Annotated in this window: 1 protein-coding gene; it reads right to left on the reverse strand. The window is 65.6% G+C overall.

What is annotated here, in order from left to right; translation table 11 throughout:
* Positions 1–253, reverse strand: a 253-nt coding sequence (locus tag RVY79_RS20700; protein WP_317466478.1) for a hypothetical protein, incomplete at both ends; no start/stop codon positions are given.

The following is a 253-nucleotide window of genomic DNA, read 5'->3' on the forward strand; positions in this document are numbered from 1 at the left end:
CACGATCGGCAGACTTGCCTCGCTGCCCTGCCCTTCGGCCTTCACCGTCAATGTCTGCTCGGCGAGCGAAGCATTGGCTGGAATATCGAGGCGAAGCTGCAACGGCACGCTGGAATCCGGTGCCGGCATCGCGGCTGCGACGGGCTGGCCGCCGCCGAGCAGCGTCGCGGTCCAGCCGCTCGGCACGCCCTCGACCGAAAGCCTGTAGCGTTGCGGACCGAGATCGTAATTCTGTAGTCGCAGCGAGATGTTG

It is taken from the genome of Chromohalobacter sp. HP20-39, assembly GCF_033052815.1.
GTDB lineage: Bacteria > Pseudomonadota > Gammaproteobacteria > Pseudomonadales > Halomonadaceae > Chromohalobacter.